Annotated in this window: 16 protein-coding genes; 6 read left to right on the top strand and 10 right to left on the bottom strand. The window is 68.4% G+C overall.

The window, feature by feature from the left end:
- Positions 1-16: 16 nt before the first annotated feature.
- Positions 17-1,126: an alcohol dehydrogenase catalytic domain-containing protein gene (locus tag ACQFZP_RS12025; RefSeq protein WP_211891451.1), complete on the top strand. Its 1,110-nt coding sequence runs from the start codon at positions 17-19 to the stop codon at positions 1,124-1,126.
- Positions 1,127-1,270: 144 nt separating this feature from the next.
- On the opposite strand, the gene ACQFZP_RS12020 is transcribed toward ACQFZP_RS12025, so the two are convergent.
- From ACQFZP_RS12020 to ACQFZP_RS12010, 3 genes are all read right to left on the bottom strand, one after another.
- Positions 1,271-2,488, bottom strand: a complete 1,218-nt coding sequence (locus ACQFZP_RS12020; RefSeq protein ID WP_211891450.1) for a hypothetical protein — start codon at positions 2,486-2,488, stop codon at positions 1,271-1,273.
- 101 nt (positions 2,489-2,589) lie between these two features.
- Positions 2,590-3,117, bottom strand: a complete 528-nt coding sequence (locus ACQFZP_RS12015; RefSeq protein WP_104254786.1) for a hypothetical protein — start codon at positions 3,115-3,117, stop codon at positions 2,590-2,592.
- Positions 3,118-3,217: 100 nt separating this feature from the next.
- Entirely contained in the window at positions 3,218-5,389 is a 2,172-nt protein-coding gene (locus ACQFZP_RS12010; RefSeq protein ID WP_104310132.1) for an ATP-dependent Clp protease ATP-binding subunit, read from the bottom strand.
- Between the two features lie 188 nt (positions 5,390-5,577).
- Between ACQFZP_RS12010 and ACQFZP_RS12005 the strand changes: the two genes are divergently transcribed.
- A complete protein-coding gene (locus tag ACQFZP_RS12005) occupies positions 5,578-6,129 on the top strand; it encodes a methylated-DNA--[protein]-cysteine S-methyltransferase (RefSeq protein WP_211891449.1) in 552 nt (183 codons plus the stop codon).
- Between the two features lie 3 nt (positions 6,130-6,132).
- Here ACQFZP_RS12005 and ACQFZP_RS12000 read toward each other — a convergent pair whose 3' ends face one another.
- Positions 6,133-7,221, bottom strand: coding sequence for a substrate-binding domain-containing protein (locus ACQFZP_RS12000; protein ID WP_211891546.1), 1,089 nt, complete (start codon positions 7,219-7,221; stop codon positions 6,133-6,135).
- A gap of 240 nt (positions 7,222-7,461) precedes the next feature.
- Between ACQFZP_RS12000 and ACQFZP_RS11995 the strand changes: the two genes are divergently transcribed.
- Together ACQFZP_RS11995 and ACQFZP_RS11990 are read left to right on the top strand one after the other, a co-directional pair.
- Positions 7,462-12,864 carry a fibronectin type III domain-containing protein gene (locus tag ACQFZP_RS11995; RefSeq protein WP_211891448.1) on the top strand — a complete coding sequence of 1,801 codons (5,403 nt, stop codon included), beginning with the start codon at positions 7,462-7,464 and terminating at the stop codon, positions 12,862-12,864.
- Between the two features lie 131 nt (positions 12,865-12,995).
- Complete coding sequence (locus ACQFZP_RS11990) at positions 12,996-13,850, top strand: hypothetical protein (protein WP_211891447.1); 855 nt, start codon at positions 12,996-12,998, stop codon at positions 13,848-13,850.
- A 19-nt stretch (positions 13,851-13,869) separates the two neighbouring features.
- Here the strand turns inward: ACQFZP_RS11990 and ACQFZP_RS11985 are convergent, their stop codons facing one another.
- The gene (locus ACQFZP_RS11985; protein ID WP_211891446.1) at positions 13,870-14,820 is read right to left on the bottom strand and encodes a hypothetical protein; all 951 of its coding nucleotides are present in this window, start codon (positions 14,818-14,820) and stop codon (positions 13,870-13,872) included.
- Positions 14,821-14,965: 145 nt separating this feature from the next.
- Here ACQFZP_RS11985 and ACQFZP_RS11980 point away from each other — a divergent pair, with 145 nt between their 5' ends.
- Entirely contained in the window at positions 14,966-15,745 is a 780-nt protein-coding gene (locus ACQFZP_RS11980; protein ID WP_104254793.1) for an L-threonylcarbamoyladenylate synthase, read from the top strand.
- Between the two features lie 87 nt (positions 15,746-15,832).
- Positions 15,833-17,170 (top strand): alpha/beta hydrolase, encoded by a 1,338-nt coding sequence (locus ACQFZP_RS11975; RefSeq protein ID WP_211891445.1) that lies wholly within the window; start codon positions 15,833-15,835, stop codon positions 17,168-17,170.
- 31 nt (positions 17,171-17,201) lie between these two features.
- Here the strand turns inward: ACQFZP_RS11975 and ACQFZP_RS11970 are convergent, their stop codons facing one another.
- From ACQFZP_RS11970 to ACQFZP_RS11950, 5 genes are all read right to left on the bottom strand, one after another.
- Positions 17,202-18,317: a zeta toxin family protein gene (locus tag ACQFZP_RS11970; RefSeq protein ID WP_211891444.1), complete on the bottom strand. Its 1,116-nt coding sequence runs from the start codon at positions 18,315-18,317 to the stop codon at positions 17,202-17,204.
- On the bottom strand, positions 18,317-18,598 hold the full coding sequence (locus tag ACQFZP_RS11965) for a hypothetical protein (protein ID WP_211891443.1): 282 nt from the start codon (positions 18,596-18,598) through the stop codon (positions 18,317-18,319). The genes ACQFZP_RS11970 and ACQFZP_RS11965 overlap by 1 nt, the downstream gene beginning before the upstream one ends.
- A 42-nt stretch (positions 18,599-18,640) precedes the next feature.
- Complete coding sequence (locus ACQFZP_RS11960) at positions 18,641-18,967, bottom strand: hypothetical protein (protein WP_146080676.1); 327 nt, start codon at positions 18,965-18,967, stop codon at positions 18,641-18,643.
- A gap of 149 nt (positions 18,968-19,116) precedes the next feature.
- Positions 19,117-20,673, bottom strand: a complete 1,557-nt coding sequence (locus ACQFZP_RS11955) for a maltokinase N-terminal cap-like domain-containing protein (RefSeq protein WP_211891442.1) — start codon at positions 20,671-20,673, stop codon at positions 19,117-19,119.
- Positions 20,674-20,767: 94 nt separating this feature from the next.
- Positions 20,768-21,886, bottom strand: coding sequence for a class I SAM-dependent methyltransferase (locus ACQFZP_RS11950; protein ID WP_211891441.1), 1,119 nt, complete (start codon positions 21,884-21,886; stop codon positions 20,768-20,770).
- Positions 21,887-21,888 lie beyond the last annotated feature (2 nt).

The following is a 21,888-nucleotide window of genomic DNA, read 5'->3' as shown; positions in this document are numbered from 1 at the left end:
CGACGAAGGAGTCAGCATGAACATCCAAGGAGCGGTCCTCGAGGAGATCGGCCTGCCACGGCCCTACTCGGAGTCGAAGCCGTTGAAGATCGTCGACATCGAACTCGACGATCCGGGACCAGACGAGGTCCTGATCCGCATCAGAGCGGCTGGGCTCTGCCACTCCGACCTGTCCGTCGTCGACGGGAACCGGGTCAGGCCGACGCCCATGCTGCTCGGCCACGAGGCCTCCGGCATCGTGGAGAAGGTGGGCGCGAACGTCACCGACCTCGAGATCGGGGAGCAGGTGACGACCGTCTTCCTCCCCCGCTGCGGCGAGTGCGACAACTGCAGGACCGACGGAAAGCTGCCGTGCACTCCCGGCAGCGTCGCCAATAACGCCGGATACCTCGTCGGCGAGCACTTCCGGCTCCACCGCGACGGGGAGGACGTCTTCCACCACGTCGGCGTCTCCGGGTTCGCGACGCACGCCGTGCTCAACCGCCAGTCGGTCGTCCCCATCGGACACGACGTGCCGCCGGAGATCGCAGCCGTGCTCGGCTGCGCAGTCCTCACCGGCGGCGGCGCGGTCATCAACGCCGGGAAGCCGCAGGACGGCGACGCCGTCATGATCGTGGGACTCGGAGGAGTCGGGATGGCTGCCCTCCTCACCGCTGTCTCGCTGGAGAAGGGCAAGGTCATCGGCGTCGACGCGAACCCCGAGAAGCTGACCCGCGCCCTCGAGCTCGGCGCGAGCGAGGTCTACACACCGGCCGAACTGGCCGAGAACGGTGTGAAGGCGCCCATCGTCATCGAGGCGGCCGGACACCCCCGCGCCTTCGAGACGGCAGTCGCAGCCACCGGCATCGGCGGCACGACGGTCACCGTCGGCCTGCCCTCGCCTGACGCCCGCTCATCCATCGCGCCGCTCGGGCTCACCGGAGAGGCGCGGACCATCGTCGGGTCCTACCTCGGGTCAGCCGTGCCCGCGCGCGACATCCCCGTCTACGCGCAGCTCTGGCGCGACGGGAAGCTGCCGGTCGAGGAGCTCATCTCCGGACGCATCCGTCTGTCGGAGATCAACGACTCGCTCGACAAGCTCGCCGACGGGCAGGCCGTGCGACAAGTCATCATCTTCGACGAGTGACCCGACCCCCTGCCGGTCCCGCGAAACGCAGAGGGGCCTGTCGTCGTCGCACCTCACGGTCGACGACCACAGGTCCGCTCTCGGCGTGCGGGATGCCTCTCGCCTCGCGCAGCGCAGTGCGCTCCAGCGCCGACAGGTTCCGCTTCATCCAGCCCCGGTCGCAGACTCCGACCGGCGCGCGGGCTGGAGCGCGTCGGCGGCAGCCACGAGGTCGGGGTGTCCCGCGAGCCCTCGCGCCCCGTGCATCGAGTACGTGGCCATCATGACGGCGACGGGCACGTGATCACCCACGAGCATCAATGGCTCCGCCCCGTCGAACTGCAGCACCAGCGACCGCTCACGCAGCGACGGGTAGCTCGCGACGACGCCCGAGTACCAGAACGACAACCACCGCCCACCCGCAAAGCACACGAGGCGCTGGTTCGAGACGAGGACACGAGCGGTCTGCCACTCGCGCCACTGCTCCGCGGCTTCCATCTGAGCTCGAGATCGCGCCGAGGCGTTGCCCATGGCGGTCACCGCGAGACCAGCCACGACGAAAGCCGGGTGGCCGAAGAAGAAGCCTGAACTCGTCGAGTACGCGACGTCGCGGCCGTAGTACCGCGCATAGGTCGCCGGCGCGTCCTGGAAGAACACCTCGCCGTCCGCGGCTCCGAAATCCCAGACATCGATGGTCTGCGGAACGCGTTCATCGAGCAGCTCATCTCGGAAGCGGAGCGCGGCCGCAAGCCGGTCATGCGAGTACCGCTGAGTCTCGAACTGCGAACGCTCCTTGCGCGTGTAGTTGCCTTTGCGGTGCCTGCTCTCTCGTCGATTCGCAGCCGCCCCGCGAAGCGACGCCCGCCCGAGTCCGAAGAGCAGAAGTACTGCGAAGAGAACGCTAGCCCAGAACAGCAGCGCCAGGCCGAGACCCCTGAGTGTCCGAGCGACGTCATCTTCCGCGTACGGACCCCCGTCATACCCGGTGAAGGCCAGGGCGACGACAGCCGCGGTGAGCGCAAGCGTTCCGGCCAGCGCAAGCAGCGGCAGCGCCCAACGTCCTCGCCTCCGCAACTTCTCGGCGTTGCTGGATTTGGTGGCGCCTGACTCAGTACGAATCCGGGATGCCCACCGACTCTCCATGGCGTGCAGGAGGTCGACGCGGACGACGTACGTCGACAGGATCACCAACGCGAGCAGCGCGGCGGGGAGGAGCAGGAAGTACGCGAGCGTGGCGAAGCTGAACGCGACCTCGTCTGCCCCTGGACCGAGGTGGAGCCCCTCGAGCAGCTCAGGCGCGGTTGCCAGCCCGAAGATGACCAGGGCGACGAGCATCCCGAGCCAGATGAAGCGACCGACCTGAGAGCCTCGTTTCGACGTCATCCTGCCAACGTACGACCGCCCGCCGACGTTCGGCCAGGTCAGTCCTCCCCGCTCCGTCGCAGAAGCGGAAACGGCACCCGAATGCGGGTACGACGCCGACCTCAGGCGGTGACGCCGACCTCGCCGGTCACCGGCGCCGCCTCCGCGGCGCGCTTGTTGGCGCGGGCGCCGAGCGTCGCACGGAACCACAGCGCACCCGCGACGGCGAGGCACACCATGAACGCGCCGAACGCGCTGACGACCGGCACGAGCGCCTCGCTCGGTCCCGCGACGAACGGCATGAACGCGACGACGAAGAAGGCGACCACGGCGATGGCTGGCGAGAAGAGCAGGGGCAGCGTCCAGGTCTTGAAGAGCGGGGTCTCACGGAGCGCGATCCACCCGAACGTCGTCCCGACGGCGTAGACGGCGTAGACGATGAGGCCGACGATGAAGACCAGGAGCACGAACGGCACGAGCGTGCCGAGGAAGAACTGGTAGGCGTCGCGACCGAACAGCACCATGACGTCGTCGCTCGCGACCGGCGCGGACGTGAGCCTCCGGAACGAGAGGGCGATGACGCCGACGATGCCGAGCACGGCGACGACGGGCGCGGCGATGAGTGGCAGTATCCAGCGCAGGTGCTCCATGCCGCTCAAGATAAGCGCGGATGCGGACAGGCGATGCGCACGACGCGCCCGAGTTACCCACCAGAGATCTCCGGCACCACGTTCCCCCGCCGCCAGCCGCCTACTCCACTGCGGCCGTGTGCGGCGTCGTCGACTGCACGTTGAGCGAGTCGCCGTCGCTCGCCACGACCACCGAGACGGTGTCGCCGTCGCGCACGGTTCCCGCGAGGAGCGCCCGCGCGAGGCGGTCGTCGATCTCGCGCTGCATGAGGCGCCGCAGCGGCCGGGCCCCGTAGATGGGGTCGTAGCCGCGCTCGGCGAGCCAGGCCCGCGCATCGTCGTCGACTTTGATCGTGAGCCTCCGCTCGCCCAGCCTGCGCTGCAGGCGGTCGATGTAGAGCGCCACGATCTGCGCGAGCTCGTCCTGCGAGAGCGCGCTGAACACGACGATGTCGTCGAGGCGGTTCACGAACTCCGGCTTGAACGACTGCCGGACAGCCGCCATGACGCGGTCCTCGCGCTCCTCCTGGGAGAGCAGCGGGTCGATCAGGAACTGCGAGCCCAGGTTGGAGGTGAGGATGAGGATGACGTTGCGGAAGTCGACCGTGCGGCCCTGCCCGTCGGTGAGCCGCCCGTCGTCGAGCACCTGCAGGAGGATGTCGAAGACCTCCGGATGTGCCTTCTCGACCTCGTCGAACAGCACCACCGAGTACGGCCTGCGCCGCACGGCCTCCGTGAGCTGCCCGCCCTGCTCGTAGCCGACGTACCCGGGAGGGGCGCCGACGAGTCGGGCGACGGAGTGCTTCTCCCCGTACTCCGACATGTCGATGCGGATCATGGCCTTCTCGTCGTCGAAGAGGAGCTCGGCGAGCGCACGCGCCAGCTCCGTCTTGCCGACACCGGTCGGGCCGAGGAACAGGAACGAGCCGGTTGGACGGTCGGGGTCTGCGATGCCCGCGCGGGTGCGGCGGATCGCATCCGCCACCGTCGCGGCGGCCTTCTCCTGGCCGACGAGTCGCTTGCCGAGCTCACCCTCCAGGTGGAGGAGCTTCTCCATCTCGCCCTGCAGCAGCCGCCCGACGGGGATGCCCGTCCACGCGGCCACGACCCCGGCGATGTCCTCGGCCGTGACGTGGTCGTTGACGAGCTTGGGCCCGCCATCTTCCGTGGCCTCGGCCTCATGCAGCTGCTTCTGAATGCCAGGCAGCTCACCGTAGAGGAGACGAGAGGCGAGCTCGAGGTTGCCCTCGCGCTGCGCCCGGTCGGCGCGCATGCGGATGTTGTCGAGCTGCTCGCGCAGCTCGCCGATGCGGTTGAGGGATGCGCGCTCGACGTTCCAGCGCTCCTTCAGCTCCCCCAGGCGCGCATTCTTGGCGTCGAGGTCGGCACGGAGCGCGGCGAGACGCTGCTTGGACGCGTCGTCGTGCTCCTTCTTGAGCGCCAGCTCCTCGAGGCGAAGCCGGTCGACCTGCCGCTGGAGCGTGTCGACCTCGACCGGCGAGGAGTCGATCTCCATGCGGAGGCGGGACGCGGCCTCGTCGATCAGGTCGATCGCCTTGTCCGGCAGCTTGCGGCCCGTGATGTAGCGGTTCGAGAGCGCGGCAGCGGCGACGAGCGCCTGGTCGGCGATCGAGACCTTGTGGTGCGCCTCGTACCGCTCCTTCAGGCCGCGGAGGATGGCGATCGAGTCTTCGACGCTTGGCTCGCCCACGAACACCTGCTGGAAGCGTCGCTCGAGCGCCGCATCCGACTCGATGAACTGGCGGTACTCGTCGAGTGTGGTCGCGCCGATGAGGCGCAGCTCGCCGCGAGCGAGCATGGGCTTGAGCATGTTGGCGGCCGAGATGCTCGACTCGCCGCCGCCAGCGCCCATGAGGGTGTGCAGCTCGTCGATGAAGGTGATGATGCGGCCGTCGGACTCGGTGATCTCCTTGAGCACCGCCTTGAGCCGCTCCTCGAAGTCGCCGCGGTACTTGGCCCCCGCGATGAGCGCCGACATGTCGAGGCTCACGAGCTCCTTGTCCTTGAGCGACTCGGCGACGTCGCCGGCGACGATGCGCTGGGCGAGGCCTTCGACGACCGAGGTCTTCCCGACGCCGGGCTCGCCGATCAGCACGGGGTTGTTCTTCGTGCGGCGGGTCAGCACCTGGCTGACGCGGCGGATCTCGGAGTCACGACCGATGACCGGGTCGAGCTTACCCGAGCGGGCGATGTCGGTGAGGTTGATTCCGTATTGTTCGAGTGCGCTCTTGGCCTCTTCGTCTGGTGCCTGAGCGCCTTGCATGTTTGCCATGGGGCTCCTTGTTGAACGTGTGCTTTCGACTCAGACGAACAAGAGTTGAGTCGTGATGACTCAAGTTTAGAGTCTGGAGCGCGTCAGTGCCACCATCGGCGGCCTCCCTCAGTCAACTCCCAGCGTCGCGCATGCCGCCCTCTTCCGCGCCTGATCAGGACTTCTCCGAACGTGGCAGAGTTCTTGCCATGGCCGATACCCACGACGAGAGAACCGCCCCCTCCTTTTCGCTCCGCGTCGGCAGCGTCGAGCTGCTGGGCGAGCAGTTCTCCGTCGTGAAGGCGGGCGACTCGGACACGGTGCGCGCGGCCGGCTTCGGCAACCCCAGCTCGCTCGCCTACTCGGTGTTCGGCCGCCAGTCGGAGCTCCTCGACGTGCAGGCGCTCGGCGACACCGACCCGGCGCTCGCCGCCGTCCGCGCCTACGACGACGGCGACCCCGCGCTGCTCGAGACCATCGACATCCACCAGGACGGCACCGAGCTGCGCCGCGCCATGTGGCGGGCGGCGAGGCTCGTCGAGCCAGGCACCCTCGCCAGCTACGGCGACGTGGCCGCGATCGCGGGGCATCCCCGCGCCGCCAGGGCTGCCGCGAGCGCCTGCGGGGCCTGCCTCGTCGGCCTCTTCGTGCCCGTCCACCGCATCGTGCGGGCGAGCGGGAAGCTCGCGGGGCACGCTGCCGACATCGCCGTGCGGCAGGCGCTCATCGACCACGAGCAGGCGATGGGGATGGGCCGCTGACGGTCAGGAGGGGACGGCGGTCGACCTGCGCGCGTGCAGCACGGGGAGGACCCGTGTGCGCTGGACCGGGCGGCCTGGCCCCTCGTCGAGGCGAGACACCATCGTCTCGACAGCCAGGCGCCCGATGTGCTGCTTCGGGGGACGCAGCGCCGTGATGGGCGGCTCGGCATTCTGCGCCACCTCATCGTCGTAGGCGATGATCGCGAGGTCTTGCGGAATCGACCAGCCATGGTCGCGGGCGTACTGCTGCAGGAGGACCGCCTGAGGATCCGAGTGGATGAGCAGGGCGCTCACCGAGGCCCGGCGACAGTCGTCGAGCACTCGGGCGATGAGCTCCTCCCTCGCCTGCCCATCCATGGCGTCGAGATTCGCGTCGACGTCGACGGCCGTCTCAAGGCCGAGCTCCTTGACGGCGCCGGTCCACCCCTGCCGCAGCTGCGCGGAGGTCGGGGAACCCGCCGACGTCAGGATGCCGACCCTGCGGTGTCCGAGCGCCGCAAGGTGCTCGGCCGCGAGGGAACCGCCGAAGACGTGGTCCGTGGTGACCCATTCGAGACTCGTGAGCGAGCCGACAGACGCGGCATGGCGTTCCGCCAGCACGACGGGCACCGGGAGAGACTCCAGCCAGTGCAGGAGCGCCCAACCGTCGGGGCCGCTGGTCTCCGGCGCCGCGATGATCCCGTGCAGGCCTCCGGATTCGACGAGGGACGAGATCTGTCGACGCTGATCATCGACGGAGTAGCTGGCGCCGCGGAGCACCAGCTGCACGCCGAGGTCGGTGGCCGCCGCCCGCGCCCCGACGATGACCTGCGGCCAGTAGTAGCTGAGCGAGGGGGTGACCATGCCGACCCGGAAGCGGATCGGGGTGGCCTGTGCTGCGACCGTTGGCACCGACGTGTCGAGGCGACTCCGCAGGGTCGCGCCGCCGTGAACCCTGGTGAGGAGACCTCGGTCGGAGAGGTTCGTGATGTCACGCCGAATCGTGAGCTCGGACACCTCGAGCTGCCGCGCCAGCGCAGCCACTCGTACGGAGCCCGCGCGCCGGAGCTCGCCGAGGATGCGTTCTCGCCTCGTCAGACCGAACTGCGGCATGTCTTCCACGGATCCGAGCGTACAGAGGTGTTCGCTTCGCGTCGAGCATGAACGATCCTGTTCGTTTTGCTGGCCTTTTCCCCGGGCCCCCTCCAAGATCAGCTCGGAAGCACACAGTCGTGCCCGCCGCGCACTCGGTCGACGAGGCAGCGCGGACAGCGCACAGAACGGAGAGCGCACATGCCTCAGGACCAGCGGCTCGATCGAGTCTCGAGCACCCCGAGAGCTCGCAGGAGGCGGATGAGCCTGTCCCTCATCGCGGCGACGGCCGTGGCGATGATCGCCCCGGTCCTCGTCTCACCGACACCTGCCCAGGCCGCAGGATCAGACCCGGTCTCGGTCACCATCGACGCCGCAGACGTCGCGGCGGCCGCCGAGAACGTGAACGGGCTCACCTTCAAGGGCTTCGGCGTCCTCACCGCCAACTCGACGAGCGCGCTGCTCCTCGACTACAAGTCGCAGCATCCGGAGAAGTACTGGGAGCTCATCGAGACCCTCTTCGGGGGCGACCGCCCGATCATGAACACCATCAAGATCGAGATGGGCAACGACCGCAACACCTCCACGGGACCGAACCCGTCGACGATGCGCACGCGTGACGAGTACCCCAACGTGCAGCGCGAGCCGGGCTTCCAGCTCGCCGCCGACGCGCAGCTCGTCGCGCACGGCGACGTGCACGTCAGCATCCTGCGCTGGAACCGGCCGGCCTGGGCCACCGACCACGCCGCCCAGTACATCTGGTTCAAGAACACCGTGCTCGCCGCCTACCGCGAGTACGGGATCATGGTCGACTCGATCAACCCGGACGCGAACGAGACGCGTACCCCCGAGATCCAGCTGTACAAGGACTTCTCCGGCTGGCTCCGCGGCGACGAGAAGGGCTACGAGGGCACGAGCTCGGCAGACCCGAACAGCGGCTTCGCCTCGGATGAGGAGCGGGACCTCTACCGATCCATCGAGACGGTCGCCGCCGACACGGTCGGCACCCCGCCGGTCTCCTTCGGCAACGAGATGATGTCCCCCACCGATTCCTCGCTGCGCGACGCGGTGGATGTCGTGGGCTTCCACTACTCGAGCGCCGACGACAGCGCCGGCAACCTCAAGAAGGTGGCCGAGCAGCTCGACAAGGAGGTGTGGAACTCGGAGGGCCAGTCCACGTTCTCCAACTCGGCCGACCGCCCGAACAACACCAACAGCGACGAGCAGGGCGGAACGGGCACCGGATTCGGCGGGCCGAACAGCGCTCTCGAGATGGGCAACTGGGTGACGACCGGGTTCGACGAGTCGCGACGCACCCTCAACATCTTCCAGCCCGCGATCGGCTCCTTCTACGACGGGTTCCAGTACTCGTCCAAGGAGCTCGTGAGCGCTCGCGACCCGTGGTCCGGCTGGCTGTACTACGACGGCGGTCTCGCCATGATCGAGCAGTTCACCAAGTTCGCGAAGCTCGGCTGGGAGAACGACGACAACACCGCCGGCATCTGGCGTGCCATCCCGCAGGCTTCCGACAGCCAGCTCGGAAAGGGCAACCCGCCGGACGGCGCACGTCTCGGAGGCGCGTCCTACACGACCCTGGCGGCTCCAGATGCCAGCGACTTCTCGACCGTCATCATCAACGACAGCAGCTTCACGAAGAGCTACCGCATCACGGCGAAGGACATGGCCCTCGGCGCAGACCGCACGGCCGAGCTCTGGGAGACTCGCGCCGCGGATGCCGGGCAGGCGTACAACGCCAACTACCTCGCACCCGTCGGGGAGATCGAGCCGAACGGGGACGGTCTCTACACCGTCGAGGTCAAGCCCTGGTCCTCGATGACCCTCACGACGCTCGACCAGGCGACAGCAGCAGCCGACGGCACGCTCACCGCCAAGGACGGCTACGCGAGCGCACTGCCCACGTCCCCCGAATACACGGACCCGGCCGGCGGCCGCGACGTCCTGGACACGGACTCGACCGGCGCCCAGAACGGTGTCGCCGACGACACGTTCCTCTACGCCGACGACTTCGAGTACGCCAGCACCGGCAATATCAGCGGCTACGACCCTGCCAACGGATCGCTCGTCGACTCCGGCGAGTCATTCCTGGACAGCCGCGGCGCCAAGGCGAAGCCGAGCGGGACGCCAGCCCTGCAGCCAGAAGATCAGGGCGTGACGCCCCGCTATACCAACGACACCAACGGCGCATTCGAGTCGGTCGCAACGGCCGATGCCGCCCACGGCCGCGTGCTCAGGCAGCAGGTGGGCCCAGGCATGGCCGGAGGCGCCTGGAACAGCGGCGACCCCAAGACGACGATCGGCGACGCCCGCTGGGCGAACTACACCGTGTCGGCCGACGTGCTCTTCGAAGCCGCGGGGGCGCAGTACGCGACCATCGGCGCCCGAGAGCAGGGCGGCACGGCGAACGGGCAGAACGTCTCGGCAGCCGAGCTCAAGGTCGAGCCCACCGGAGCGTGGACCTTCACCCGCTACGGCACGACGCTCGCCACGGGCACCGTGGCAGGCAATGCGGACGTCGCGTTCAACGCGGGCGCGGGCGTCTGGAACACCATCGCCGTGACCGTCGCCGCCGACACGTACACGGCCTCGATCAACGGCGTGCAGATCGCCACGTACACGGACGCCGCGCCGCAGGCAACCGGGCGCATCCAACTCGGGTCCAGCTTCAACTTCGTGCAGTTCGACAACCTGAAGATCGAGACGCTGCCCGGATACACGCCATACGCCACGCAGATCATCGACGGGATGCACCAGAGCAGCTGGTCGAACACGTCGACGCCGGTGCTCGAGTTCGACGCCAACTGGAGCCACGTCAACGGACAGGGCATGTTCGAGTGGCAGCGAACCGCATCCAAGAGCACCGCCAAGGGCGCCGCGCTGAGCTACTCCTTCACCGGAACGGGCCTGGACATCATCGGCTCCAACCCCGGAACTGCAACGCTCGATGTCGAGGTGGATGGGATCCCCGTCGCGCTCGGAGCCCCGACCTGGAGCGCGGGCAGCGCCCGAACGACGTTCACGCTCCGCGGCCTCGCGAACGGCGCTCACACCGTCGTCGTCAAGACGGCCAACGACAGCTCGCTCAACGTCGACTCGGTCGCCACGATCAGTGCAGTCGCGGATTCGACGCGCGTCGACACGGGAGCACTCACCGAAGCCGTCTCCACCGTCGCGCAGCTCGTCGAGGCTGACTACGCACCCCAGTCATGGGCCCCGTTCGCTGCCGCTCGAACGGCGGCGCAGTCCGCGGTCGCCGACCCGGTCGGGTACGGACTCGACGTCGAAGGCGCGACGGCGATCGAAGCGCGACTCGCATCCGCTGCAGACGCACTCACCCCGAAGGATGTGAGCGCCGACGTGACCGACCTGGGTTCCGTCGCCATCACCACCGCCGAGCGTGCCCTGCCCGGTTCCCTCACGCTCTCGGGGACCGAGGCGGATGTCATCTGGACTGCCGCGTCGAACGCCAGCGCGAAGACCACGGGTGAGCTTGCGACCTTCACGGCCACCGGCCGGACCGCGGAGAAGACCGAAGCCGGCGTCTACCAGCGGTTCTCGGCGAGCGTGCTCGTCATCCCCGCGGACCTCGACTACTTCATCGACTCCGGCTCGAGCGGGTCAGCAGCAGGTTCAGCTCATGCGGCCGCGGCGGCCGTCTCGCCCGAGCTCCGCAACGAGACTGCCGATCAGAAGTGGGACGGCGCGGCCCCAGGCAGCACGTGGGGGTACTCGACTGCGGCGACGACGCTCGCGGGCGGCACCCCACAGGACTGGGGGTCGTCGTACATCGGCGCCGACTTCAACAAGCCGGTGACCTACCACCTCACTCTCCCCGCCGGTTCCTACAACATCGTCGGCGTGCAGGCACCCCGTGCCGGACTCACGACGAACCTGTCCGCGAAACTCACCGCGAACGGCGAGACCACCTCGAAGACAGCGGTCTCGACAGGGTCGGCGACGCCGATCGCGCAGACGCTGACGCTCGACGAGGAAGCCGTCGTCGAGCTTGAGTTCGGCACCAACGGGACGAGCGGCTACAACGCCCGACTCGCGCTCGTCTACGTGCAGACGCTGCCCCGCGACCTCGGCGTGCAGGGCGTGCTCGACACCGATGACCCGCTCCCCGACACGGTGATGGTCGCAGACGTCGAACGGGCCGTCACGTGGGAGCCAGCCGCCCACGAGCAGGCCCGCACCGAGTACGAGACGATCACGGCGCACGGACGCCTCGACGACAGCGACGCACCGGTCGTCGCGCAGTTCGAGATCGTCCCGCCCGGGCTCGTCTACTTCATCGACGCCGGGACGAACGGCGTCGCCTCGCCGCAGTACGCGGCAGTGTCAGCCGCCGTCGACGGACTGCGAAACGACAAGGTCGACCAGGTCTCCACGTCGGCCGAGCAATGGGGGCATGTCGCGGATGGCATGAAGCTGAAGACCGGAACCGACCTCAAGGACAAGTACTCGACGGGTCTCTACCAGGACACCACCAAGCTGAGCTACCGGCTCCCACTCGAGGCCGGAACCTACACGCTGACCGGTGGCTTCACCGAGTGGTGGAACCTGAGCAGGACCATGTACCAGACCGTGTCGGTCAATGGCACGGAGCTCGCGAAGGGAAGCATCCCGCTCTCCGGCTCCACCCCCAAGCTCTCCGCAGGGCTGACCTTCACGCTCTCGGAGGCAGCCACGGTCGACTACCTCGTGACCAACGAGGGCGCTGGCGGCGAGAAGCCGGTCATCTCCTGGCTGGCAGTCGCCGACGAAACGCTGCCCGGCACCCCGCAGAACGCTGTCGCGACGCAAGCGGGCGACACCGCCATCACCGTGTCCTGGGACGACCTCCAGGACACCGGTGCAGGGTTCACCGGCTACCGCGTCTACGAAGCGGGCGGTTCGGACCCGGTCTGCGAGGCAACCGAGACGAGCTGCACCGTCGAGGGGCTCGCTCCCGGCTCGACGCACTCCTACGAGGTGACCGGCGTCAACGCCTCCGGAGAGAGCCCCCGCTCGGCTGCGACCGCACCCGTGACCCTGAGCGAAGCTCCCACGGACGACGGTGCGACGAAGGCGCCAGGCAAGGGCGTGCTCTCCTCCAACGACGGCTGGAACACCGGCCTCCGCGACGGCGAGTTCCAGCTGACCATGAACCTGTGGTGGGGTGAGAACGGCTCCGTCTTCCGCCTCTACCAAGACGGCCAGCTGGTCAGCACGACACCGCTCGGCATGAACTCACCGGCGGCTCAGTCAGCTGTCGTCGACATCGCCGGCCTGAAGAACGGAACCTACGTCTTCACCGGCGAGCTGGTGAACTCGAAGGGGATCACCGCGACGGAATCGCTCACGGTGACGGTGACCAACGCCTCCCCCGGCGCACCGTCCCTCTCCTCGGACAACTGGGACGGAGACGGCAGCTACACCGTCACCGCGAACCTCTGGTGGGGCACCAACGCCACCTCCTACCGGTTCCTCGAGAACGGTGTCGAGGTCGGCGCCGGCACGCTCACCGCAGCGAGCCCCGCGGCCCAGAAGGCGGTGCTGGAGGTCGAGGGCAATGCCCCTGGCCAGTACGAGTACACGGTCGAGTTCATCAACGCCGCAGGCAGCACGGTGAGCACCACGCACACCGTCTCGGTCACGAAGTAGCCGCACGCACTGGGTGGGCGCCGTATCGCAGGTGGATGCGGCGCCCAGCCAGCGGCGGAGCGACTTCGTTACGGTGGTGTTCGATCGCAGCGCCGAAAGGCTCATCAAGCACGCCGAATCAGGGATGTGGGATGGCAGAGAAGCAGAGACGGCGTCCACTGCTCGCCTTCTGCATCGCGACAGGCGTGTTCTTCGCGATCGTCACGATCGCGGGACTGCTCGGGCTCCCGGGGAGCTGGATGGCCCTCCTGATCTTCGGCGGGCTTCCCTTCCTCTTCGCCTTCGCGGCGATCATCGGCCTACGCGCGACCGACTCGAGGATGGCGAAGGCAGGCCCCGGCGTGCTGTCCGCGCTCGGCCCCGGCGAGATCCGCGAGGTGCCGGTTCCGGATGAGCCCATGACAAGACTCGGGTGGCGGTCGGCTTGGCAGCACCTCCCTGCGCTTCTTCCCGCGCCGCGACGCGTCGGCCTCGCGCTAGTCGCGGGCTTGGGCGCCGCCGCGGCCGGACTTCTCGGCATGGACCTGGCCGAGGATCTCGCACCCGGACACCTGGCGCTCAGCGTCGCACTCTGCGCTCTCAGCGGCGCGCTCGCGGCCCCGCTGGTGCCGCTGGCCCTTTGGACGGCCATCGCACATCGCGATTCGCCTCTTCCCCGCGATGTGCGCCGACTCCTCGAGAACTCGATCAATCCCGTCAACGACCGGATCCGCATCAACCTCGCTCGGACGCATGAGATCGACCAAGCCGTCGAGCAACGGCGGGCCGTCTACCCGCTGCTGCTCCCGATAGCGATGTGCGCTTCGGGCGCCCTGATTCTGAGCTGCGTCGCCCAGCTCGTCCTCACGAACGGCGAGGATCTCCCGCCCTTCGCTGGGTTCGCGGGGATGGCCATGATGCTCTGGGTGCCTCTCAGCACACTTGGACGGAACGAGCAGATCGCCCTCGCCCTCGCACGCCTCCGAGCCTCGGACGATGTCGAGTGAACGACTACCACCACATCGACTAGCTGTAGTCGAGGCGCAGCCGTAGGCGCTCGCCGACTTCGAACTGCACATCGTCGAGTTTCAACGGGTCGAGCTGCAGGTCGCGCAGATCGATGGGGTCCTTCAATTCTTCGCGGATCTGCTTCCGCACGGCGAGCAGCAGTAGCCCGATGATGGGGTTGTGGCTCGTGAGCGCGGGCTTGAGCAGCCGCAGCTTGAGGTCGTCACCGAGCTGAGCCTCCGTCGTGAAGAGCAGACTGGCCCCCAGCAGTCCGCGCTTGACCTTGCCCGAGACCTGCACGTGCACTCCGCGAGGCCCGGCCTGCGTCAGCTCGAACTCCAGGCGCGGCACCCTGAAGCCCTGGCTGGCAGCCGACTCCTGCACCAACCTGATCACCGCGTCCGACACCGCCTGCTGCTGCGCCGAGAGATCGATCGACAGGGCATCGACGGGGAAGACCGTCACGGCCTCACCCCCGGCCGTGCCGCGCTTGAGCGCGAGGGCCAGCTGACCGAGATCGTCCTCCGCCCAGTCGACGTGCACCCCGGTCGCCGTGACCGTCGCATCGACGTCGACGTCCTGGATGCGGATGGGGAGCGCACGCGCACGCACCTCGGCGACCTTCGCATCCGCCCTCGACACCTCGGTGCCGAACGCCGGGAAGTCGGGCGCCGGCGGGGTGTCCACGACCGTCGGATCGAGGGTCACCTCGAGGCCGGTGAAGTCGAGGTCGAGCCCCACGAGGTCGCCGGCAAGAGGATGCGCGGTGACGCGCGCCGCATCGAAACCGCGCACGTCCATGGTCGGGTCAAGGGCGAAGATCGGGGGGACCGTCTCGCGCAGGAACCGCTCGAGCACCGCAGCCGCCTCGTCAGACGTGGTCGGGCGGGAGCCGGATGCGACGACCAGCGCCTCGAGCTCGGGCTCCGGAGAAGCACCGTCTTCTGGGACCTGCTGGGGAGTCTCCATGCCCTCAAGCCTACGGGCGGAGGCTCCCCCGACCCTGGTCGAGCGCCAACACCAAGTAGGATCGATGCTCGACGCGACCCAAGCGGACGCGACAGTTCACTCCGGCTCGACGAGCCCGAGCACCACTCTCGAGAGAAACGCAGCTATGGACAGCAAATTGATCGCGTGGAACGGCGACGTGCAGCCAGAAGCCGTCGACATCCTCACCGGAGACGGCGGACTCGTCGTCGTCCCGACGAAGGTCGGCTACATCATCATGACCTCCGACAAGGAGGGACTCGAGCGCAAGTTCGAGGCGAAGGAGCGCAACCGCAACAAGCCGGGCGTCGTGCTCTGCGGCTCGCTCGAGCAGCTCCGTGCGCTCGCGCAGCTCACCCCGGAGATCGACGCGTTCTACGAGCGCCACTGGAACGACGACATCCTCCTCGGCTGCATCCTGCCGTGGAAGGAAGAGGCCGTCGCGGCCCTTCCCGATGACGGCACCAAGGAGCTCATGATGGACGGCCGCGGAACGAGCTGCTTCGTCATCAAGTTCGGCGTTCCCGGCGAGAAGCTCGCGAAGGAGCTCTACGAGAAGCACGGCCGCTTCGCGTTCGCCAGCTCCGCGAACCCGTCCGGCAAGGGTAACCGCGGCCTTGTCGAGGGCATCGGCGAGCGCATCCACGACCGCGCCGACCTCATCATCGAGGCCAACGACTACGTCGCGTCGATCCAGCCGGAGGCGACGACGGAGACGCGCCACGAGCAGGGCGTCATGATCTCGATGGTGGACGCCGACGGCACCCTCATCCCCGAGCAGGGCGGCCAGCGCTCGATCTCGCCGGCGCCCGTCGTGATCCGCAAGGGCCTCGACATCAACCGCATCATGGCGATCCTCGCCGAATCGTTCAACAGCTGGGACTTCCGCCAGGGCGAGTACTACTGATTCTGGCTGGCGCCGGGGGCTGACCGCCTCCTGTGCCTCGGCAGATTCACGTCGTGGATTGTCGGACGGGCTCGCTACGCTTTCTGCGTGCGAGCCCGTTCTTCGTTAGCTGACCTCACCCGCCTGATCGAGTCGAGGCCGATCTCGCGCGGGCGCCTGCGCCGCGTGCTGAACGCGCCGCCCTCGGCCGCGACGACGCGGGAGTGGTGGGGTGCATTGTCTGCCTCGGAGCGGGCGCGGCTGCTGCAGCAGGTGCCGCTTCTCGTCGGCAACCTCGACGGCATTCCGTGGGCCCTGCGCGTGCGCGCGAATCAGGAATCGCTTGGGCGGGCCATCAAGGCGCTCGAGTCCGGCGCCTCCATCGAGCGGGCTCTCGGTAGTGCGAGCGCGTTCGCGGGTGGCGAGATCAAGAGCATCCTGGCGGACGCGAGCCGGGGTGAGCTGCGTGACCGCGAGCGTCTTGTGCATCAGTTGAAGGAGCTGCACGGCGGTCGCGGTTTCGTGGATCGTGGTGGGAAGCCTCGATTCGTGCTCGCGTTCGATCCTGAACGGGATTCGATCGTCGAGTACGTGGGGACTGCGATCTCGGAGTCGGAGGATCCCATGGCTTCTCCGTTTGCGGAGGGTGTCTCCTCGGTGGGCATCTTCGTGCCTGGCAATGAGGCGAGGTTGTTGGACTTCGAGGGCAAGGCGCACACCATGTCGGAGTTGTTGAAGCTCGCACCAGCTGGGGAGGCTGGGCTGGTGGTATGGCAGGGTGGCCGTTTCCCTCGTGGCCCGCTGGCGTTGTCGGCCGCGATGGCGGATGGCCTCGCCCGCAAGCTCGGGGCGTTTGTGAACGCGATTCCTCGGGATGGACGGGTGGCGTTGACCGCGTTCGGCTTCAGCTTCGGCGGTGGGGTGACGGGGCGTGCCATGTCGTTGGGGATGCGCGTAGATCGGGTCGTGCATGTGTCGAGCGCTGGTCTTGGGCATGGGGTGACGTCGCTTGATGATCTGCCGGCGTCGGCTCGTGTGCCGCACTATGCGTTGCTGTCCCCTGTGGATCCGTCGGTTGGTCCGATTCTCGGCATCAACGTGCATCTCCCGTTCCTGGGTCGGGCGGGGCATTTCGGGCACGGAGCGGATCCGGCGCACGCGCAGGGTGTTGTTCGTCTTGAGACGGGTGTGCTGGGTGCGGCGCAGGAGAAGCGCGCCTCTGGGGCGCCGTTGGCCTTCAGGGACCTGTTGACGGGGCACACGTCGATCTTGGAGCAGTGGGGTACGACCGCGAAGCGCAATCTGGCTGCGGTGCTGGTGGGTGGTGGAGCTGAGGTGGAGCTGGCTCCGGACGCCGGCGTGCTCGGTCGGCTGGCGCAGCGGTTCCTGCTGCCGTATGCGCCGTTCCTGCGGGTGCGGGAGCCGGAGCTGCGCCGGGTCGGTTGACCTGACGCAGCCCGGCGACCTCGGTGTCGGTTCAGCGTTCTTGGACAGGGGCTGCTTGCTGCGTGTGCGTGCGCACGGCTTCAGGCTGCAGCCGGGAACTGGTGCCGAGTGTCGTGTCGAGTGTGGTGGTGAGCTGCGACTGCAGCTGCTGCGTGGGCGCAGCGGCAGCTTGGTCGTGCCCTGTTCTGCGTTCCAGAGCGTCTCGCGCTTGGCTGGTTCGGTCGCCGAGGGCTGCGAGCCTGGCGGCTGCGGTGGACGCTGCCGCGCTGTTCGGTTCGTGCGCGAGGGGTGCGATTCGGGCTCCGTCGCGGCGGAGGTCGTCGATGGTGGACAGCACGTCGCGGCCCAGGGTGGCGCGGTCGAGGACGTCGTTCGCGTCTCGGTCGAGCGTGCCGAGCCATGAGCGGGCGGAGGCACGGTCGAGGTTCTGGAGCGCCCTGCCGTTGTCGACAGCGGTGCGAGCGTGAGCGCCGTCTCTCGCGTCTGGCGAGCTCGCCAGGGCGGGGTCGATGTCGGCGGCGTAGAGCGTGCGGCCGGCGCGGTCGACGACGAGCGCCCTGTCCACGTAGCCCTCGGAGATCACCCGTTCGAGCGACTTCGGCATCTGCTCGGCGGCGTTGTCGTGGAACTCCTGCGGCGTCCAACGGCCCACTCCCTGGTCGCGCACCTGCTCCGCATAGCGCGACAGCACCCCGAGGCGTGAGACGGCCTCGGGAACGGCAAGCGCACGCACCTCGACGCGGTAGCCAGCATCCCGGAACTCCTTCGCCGTCGCCACGACCGCGTCCGGCTGCCTGAACGTCGTCTCGAACACAACCGACGCCTGGCGCTCCCGCAGGTAGTCGCTCGACATGCGCGCCCACGCACCCGCCGCCTGCGCCGTCACCTCCGGCATCCGCAGCGGATCCTCACGCATGAGACGCGCGTAGTCGGGGTGAAACTGTCGAAGATCGTCCCCCACCACTGCAGTAGCGTCTGCATGGGCTCGCTCTGCTAAGGCAACGACGCGTGTCTTCCCGGCGCCGGGCTGCGCACCAACCAGCACCAGAGTCGGATGCGGTGCAGACGTGCTTGTCGGCAGCTTGCCCCGGATGGATCGGTCGAAGATCTCGGCAAGCTCATCCCTGCTGAGTTCGTCGCGGTACATCAGTGGCCCTCTGCAGTGAATCGAGCCACGAAGTCTGCACGCGCGCGCTGCACGTCTTCGAGCGAGGCCGGGTCAACCTCGCGTGATTCACGCCAGACCTGATCGTTTAGGGCAAGCCATTTGGCTTTTCCGGCTTCGTCCCTCGCCTGGTGCCAGCGCTCCATGTACAAGCCGCCGAGCCGGTTCGCGGCTTCCCGCATCGCGTCGTAGATCATGGGGTCGTAGTCGTCGGCGGGCTCGACAGGCTCGACGCGCTCGTCGTTCTGGGGTTCCTCGGTCATGCTCGTCCTCTCATCGTGGTTGTCTGCACGCATCGCCGTCGGTCAGCTCGCGCCGCGCACGGTGCCCGCCCCTTCGCTGCCGCGCGTCTCGGCGCGGTAGCGCTCGATCAGCTCGTTGCGCTTCGCGACGACGCTCACGTTCGACTGCGCATCGACGTCGGCGATCTCCTCGCGGAGCGCGGCGAGCTTGTCCTGCCAGCGCCGGTACTCGTGGGCGCTTCGAGCTCGGGCGGCTCTTGCCGCGTAGAACGAAGCCAGTCGCCCACCCGCGTCGAGCAGCAGGTCGTACACCTCGGGCGAGTAGCCTCCGGCGCTCGGCACCCCTCGCGGGTCGGTCACGAAGCTGTTGAAAGTGTTGTCACGCGTCACGTACGTCCTTCCGGTTGCGTACTCGCGAACGTAGTCGCGAGGACGCACCCGGAACGATGGCGTGCCTGATCTGTGGATAACTTCGTCTGCATCCCAAACCGACGACCAGCCATCAGGGACCAGGGGCCGAGCGGGAACCCCGCCTCCGCTCAGGCGAGGATGCGTTGCACCGCCCGCACGGGGATCCGCAGCCAGGCCGGCCTCTGCGATGCTTCGTAGATCACTTCGTAGAGGGCCTTGTCGAGTTCGAACACGCGGATGAGCGCAGCAGCCTCGGCGGCGCTCAGCGGTCGATTCTCCGACGCGTCCGGTCGCGGATAGCCGCCTGACGGGCCCTCGCCCGCGCCTTCCCGAGCGCTGCCACCGTCGCGTGCATCCTGCGCCTGTCGGCGGGCCGCCCGTCCGTCAAGGGTGATCGCACCGGTGTGGCGACCGACCCGCGGCTCACCGCTCACTGCTGCGGCGTAGCCGTTGAGGAACGACTGGCGGGCCCGCGCGGCCCAATCGCCCGCGACGTTGCGGCCGGTCGTCATCTCGAGCGACCCTGCGACGTAGTCGAAGGAGCGAAGGATTCCGGCGATGTCACGCTGCGGCGCATCCGCCGTGTTGCGCTGCTCGATGCTGCGCAGCGGCTCACCCTCGAAATCGAGGAACACCCAGCCGCGATCTTCGACGGCCAGCACCTGGCCAAGGTGAAGGTCCCCGTGCACTCGCTGCAGGCGGGGCCAGTTCATGTCCGCCGCGCGCGCGTAGACCTCCTCTGCCGCACCACGCAGGCGCTCCAGCGACGGCGCGACCGCGATGGCCGCATCCAGCCGCTGGCGCATAGCGGCGACCTCGGCCTGCACCTTCGGGGCGGTCGCCTCGACGCTCGGAAGCACGTCGCGCAGCGTGCGATGCACCTCAGCGGTTGCCGTTCCGAGGGTGTACGCGGCGTCACCGAAGTCGTCGCCCGTCTCAGCGGCACGAAGCGCGACGCGCCACGCGTCCTCGACGCCCGGAAGGAACTCCTGCGCGAACACGAAGTTTCCCGACGCACGACCGCTGCTCGTGCGCGGGTCAGGCCAGAAGCCCGAGAGATGCCCGATGGCCGGGGGCACCCGCACCGATCCGGCCGCGGTGAGCGCAGACTGGAGCGTCACCTCCGGATTCTCGCCGTCGTGCAGCATCCGGAACACCTTGAGGATGAGCGGTGGAGCATCGCTGCCATCCGGCAGCCGCATCTCGCAGATGATGGACGTGTTCGACTGCTCACCCGACAGCACCCGGCTGGTGACGAAGCTGCCGACGACGGCCCCGGGCATCGGCAGACCGTACGCCGCGATGTCGCTTCGCCCGCCAGCCCCCGTCGCATGTCCCTCCCGCTCCAGCAGCGCCAGGAGCGCTTTCGCGAACGCGATGTCGTGAGGTCCGTCCACGACGGCGCTCACGCGCCCGGCCGCGTTGCTGATCGACCCGATGTACCCGAGGGCGGGCACGCGCGCATCCACCTCGCGGAGCACGATCGGCACCTGATAGACGACCGGCACGTCCCCGGAGGAATCGAGCATGCACGGCACCGTCACGAGGTGCACACCCGCCTCGCCATTCGGGTTGGCGAGCACGTAGCTGCCGAGGTGGGTGAGCTGCGGTGCTCGGCCCTCACCGCCCGAGTACCAGCGCTGCTTCGGCATCCAGTCGCGAAGCATGTGGATGAGATCGGTCATTGCGCCTCCGGTTCAGATGATCAGCCTACCGACCGGATGCCCGCCGGTTCGCGTCAATCCGCCGCTGTGTTGCCTGGCAGGGCGCAGGCGACGATCAGTCGCGTCTTCGGCTGAGGACGACGGTGAACTTCGCGCCTCGAGCGATCTGCGTGCTCGGGCCGACGATCCGCTCGAGCGCCGCACGATGAGCGAGGCCCGAGTTGAACACCGTCAGCATGGCGCCGCCCGGCTTCAGCATGCGCGCGGCCTGCTGGAAGAGCGGATGCGCCATGTCCTCGACGACCTCGTGGCGGTCGTGGAAGGGCGGGTTCAGGAGCACCACGTCGACGGTCGCGGACTCGATGCTCGACCCCGCGTCCTCCCGACGCACCTCCACCTGGTCCTCGACTCCCGCCCGCCGCGCCGTCTCGCGGGCAGAGGCGACCGCCGTCCAGGAGCGGTCGCTGGCGATGACCTCGAAGCGCGGGCGGAGCCTTGCGAGCGAGACCGCCAGCACACCGGTGCCGCAGCCGAGGTCGACGCCGACACCATGCTCTGGCAGCACGTCGGCGGGGACGTCACGAAGCGCCGCAAGCAGCTCGCGCGTGCCGAGATCGAGGCGAGGACCCGCGAACGCACCGCCGTGGCTCGCGATCGCGAAGCCCAGTTCGTCGGAGTTCTGCACGATCGGGTACCCGGTCTCCGCGTCGCGCAGCTCGGGCTTCGGACCGCTCGCGTGCAGCACCCTCGACTTCTGCCTGCCGAGGCTCGCGGACACGGACGCGAAGGACCGCTCGAGAGTCTCGTTCATGCCGCGGCTCATGTGCTTGATGCGCCCGCCGGCCACGACGCGCACGTCCGGATGCGCATGCGCGGCAACGAGCCGCAGGACCTCGTCGAGTTCAGCGAGCGACTTCGGGAGGCGCAGGAGAACGAGCCGCACCCCGTCGAAAAGAGCTGGCTCGAGCCCGAAGCGCACCGCCTTCAGTGAGCGGAAACTCGCCCGGACCGCTTCGTCACTCGCCCGCTCATCCGTGACCGAGTCGTGGAACGTGCGGATCGTGTCGAGCTCGAACCGCTCGGCAGCCGCGACGGCAAGCGCACCAGTGCCGTCGCCGACGACCGCGAGCGGCGCATCCACACCCTCGAGTTCGGAAGCCTCATCGAGGATGAGGCGATCGACGGGGTCAGGCTGAACGCCGAGCAAGGGCAGGCCCGGAGAGGAATCGCTCACGG

The sequence above is a fragment of the Pseudoclavibacter sp. Marseille-Q434 genome (assembly GCF_050315415.1).
Taxonomy (GTDB): Bacteria; Actinomycetota; Actinomycetes; order Actinomycetales; family Microbacteriaceae; genus Pseudoclavibacter.
This window is presented reverse-complemented; position numbering and strand designations above follow the sequence as displayed.